The sequence below is a fragment of the Corynebacterium sp. HMSC035E02 genome (assembly GCF_001836065.1).
In the GTDB taxonomy this organism is placed as follows: domain Bacteria; phylum Actinomycetota; class Actinomycetes; order Mycobacteriales; family Mycobacteriaceae; genus Corynebacterium; species Corynebacterium hiratae.
The window spans coordinates 318-3,220 of record NZ_KV827364.1 but is presented as its reverse complement, the minus strand read 5'-3'; the positions used below and the strand labels follow the sequence as shown (position 1 = coordinate 3,220).

3 protein-coding genes are annotated in these 2,903 nt (G+C 54.3%); all 3 read left to right on the top strand.

Annotation, left to right across the window (positions count from 1 at the left end; all coding sequences use genetic code 11):
• Nucleotides 1-956: hypothetical protein (locus HMPREF2635_RS09475; RefSeq protein ID WP_210401611.1), on the top strand; the 956-nt coding region annotated here is incomplete at its 5' end.
• A gap of 120 nt (nucleotides 957-1,076) precedes the next feature.
• Nucleotides 1,077-1,655 carry a lipoprotein LpqH gene (locus HMPREF2635_RS09470; RefSeq protein ID WP_070547412.1) on the top strand — a complete coding sequence of 193 codons (579 nt, stop codon included), beginning with the start codon at nucleotides 1,077-1,079 and terminating at the stop codon, nucleotides 1,653-1,655.
• A 15-nt stretch (nucleotides 1,656-1,670) separates the two neighbouring features.
• Nucleotides 1,671-2,879, top strand: a complete 1,209-nt coding sequence (locus HMPREF2635_RS13095) for a CHAT domain-containing protein (protein WP_158010568.1) — start codon at nucleotides 1,671-1,673, stop codon at nucleotides 2,877-2,879.
• Nucleotides 2,880-2,903 lie beyond the last annotated feature (24 nt).

Genomic DNA, 2,903 nt, shown 5'->3' with positions numbered 1-2,903 from the left:
ACGTGTCCACGATTTGCGGGCAACCCCAATCGGGCGTTATTAGTTTCTCAGAGTTTCCACTTATCCAAGCTGTTGAAGCTAGGGGAGCGCTATTGGAGTGGAATATCGACGAGCCCGAAAGGAGCCGGCCACGCATCACGATCACTGACGAAGACGAATGCGATTGGCTGTGGGAACTCATCGGAGAGCCTGCCCATGTTGAATTTGTACAGTCGGCGCAGAACCCCAACATGCGAAAAGCATTCAATGTCGCTGCTCAATGGAATCTGGAGACGTTACTGGCGCTTCGAAAGCTCGCTCATGGCCAGTGGCTACGAGATTGGTGGCCGACCAGTGCCGTTGATGGGGTACCCAAGCTGAGTGATGAGGGGCTGGTTCGTGAGATGAACGACGTGGCTATGCAGGTAGAAACAATCGTCGACGGGTATCAGTTTTCTCGTACTGAGGACACCTCAGTGTCCTTAAACAGAACAAGGGACAACCAGGCACAATCTGACTATGCTTTGGTCGCGGGCACAGTTCAAGAGTGTGCGATCACGGGCCCCATTTTTAGTGGTACATCCTCCCCGGCGTGGCAAGGGCTGCCAGCACATGTAGTTGATGCGACAGAGAATCCCGTTCACTGGCATGTCGAAGCGGCTCCGAATCCGGTGCTAGACATCCAAGTATTACTCGCTGATAAGCAGTCAAACGGTGAAGGCCTTGAGGTGCGGATGCTTCGCGGACCTGAGGAATTAGCCCACGGATATCTCGACAAGCGGGGGTTCGCGTCTGTGCCGTTAGGTCTCACGGTAGCTGAGGTATGGCTTCAAGATTGGACTGACGTGGTCGTACAAGTTGGGGTTGATGTCAACGAGAGCCAGGAAGTGCGCAACCGTATTAGGGCCTTTGCTCAGGAGCGACTGCGAGCTCGCGACAGGTTGAGCTTTGCCGAAGAGTGCGTTGCTCTTTATTGATTGAAGACATCGAATCCCCCCTTTGGGGGACCAGTTTTGTGAGTGGTAGAGCTAGCATTCTCCAATACTGAGGCTAGCTGGCACTCGAATGCACAGCTAAATGCAAAGAAAGGAACTCCAGTGAAGATCACTAAGTCTCTCGTATCTCTTCTTGCCGCCGTCTCGTTGACAACGCTCGCTGCCTGTTCTCAATCTGAAGGCGACAACGGCGAAAAGTCTGCGGACGCTACCACCGAAGTTGCTGCCAACGAGGCTGAAAAGACTGAAGACTCTAGTACAGATTCTGATGCGAATGCAGAATCAAACGACAGCGAAGATGAGTCTGCAAATGCAGATGCGAAGACCGCTTCAATCGGTGGAAGCTATGAAGCCACAGTTGATGGCCAGGCCATCGTGGTAGAAGACGAAACCATCGTATGCCAGGAGGCAGCTGGCACGATGAATCTCGCAGTAGGTTCCGGTACAGCTGGTATCTCCGCAATGCTTTCCACCGATGATAACCCCACGGTGAAGGGTGTCGGAATGATGGATGCAGATGGAAATACCCTGGCCTACGCTGAGGGTAGCCCGATGGGCTCCGCTACGGCGACGAAGGAAGGCGACAGCTACACCGTGTCGGGTGAGGGCATTGTGACCGATCCACAAAACCCGACCAGCATGGAAACGAAGCCGTTCGAATTAAAGATTACCTGCGGTTAATCAAGGTAAGACGTGGTGAGTGGGCAACAAGTCCTGACCTTGTGGTTTGCTGAGGCAAGCACTTGCTGGATCACGTGGCGCTGGGAAGGAGAGGAAGACGCGCACGCGTCTCGTCTTGACCCAGCGCTACGCCAGACTCTTCTCAACTTTTATGAGGAGGCATTGCCCAATGCTCGCCCTGCTGAATCTGCAGAGGAAGCGCTCGACCGCGCCTTGAGTGGTCCATTGGCCTCTCCACAAGAATCGGCGGATTTTGGGGCAAGACTAGCTGATGGTCTTCTTCCCACTGAACTGACCCAAGCGTTAATTCGACGTTCTGGGCATGGCGCCGAGCGCGTTTGCATGAAGATCCATGTATCTCCAACTGCAGCTCGGATTCCATGGGCACTCCTGCGTATTCAAACAGAAACTGCAGGAAATCATCGTACGCTACTTTTGGACTTTGCGGACGTCGCTATAGCTATTCCCCGCAATGCTTCCCGCCTTGCGAAACGCCGCGATAAAGGAGCTTCGCGTTTGCGTGTTAACGGAACACGGCGCGGGGTTGTAGCTGTCATCGATCCTAAAGTTCCTGGATACCAACCGACTTCGGCGCTGGGCTCGGTCCTGGGACCACCCCAAGACAACGATGAACTAGCAGCACTTTTAGGGCGGCGAACTGGAAACCTTATTCCCACAGCGACCGTTTTCTCTGAACTAGCTAGACGTAGTGATCTAGATCGCCGGTGGCTCAAGTCCGTACTGCCTAAAGCTTCCGCTTTTCTGTACGTGGGACACGTTAGCGTGGGACAGGACCTCACCTCCTCAGGGGCATCATCAGCACTCCACTTGTGTTGTGTTGATGACACGGGGCAGCACGATCCGTTGACCGCCGGTGAGATTCTAAGCGATGAAGAGTTCGTGTTCCCTGAACACGTGGCATTCATTGGGTGTGGTTCTGGTACGGACCATACTTTTCTCGAACCCATGGGTTTGTCTTTGGCCGCGCATTTGCGGGGCGCTCAGTACGTCATCGCTGCTTCGTGGACGATACCCACGGATTCATACCTTCCCTCTACACCGTTGCGGCGACTGATTCTTGCAGCCGATGAAGCATTAGATTCATCTAATCCGGCGCGTGCAATGAACTTGTGGCAACGTGACCGTGCGGAAGCGTGGTTTCGCGACGGCCACGTTAAGGACACCCCATTGCTTTGGGCGGCGATGCAGACTTTCGTGCGCTGACTAGTTGCGGAAACCGTGCACCGG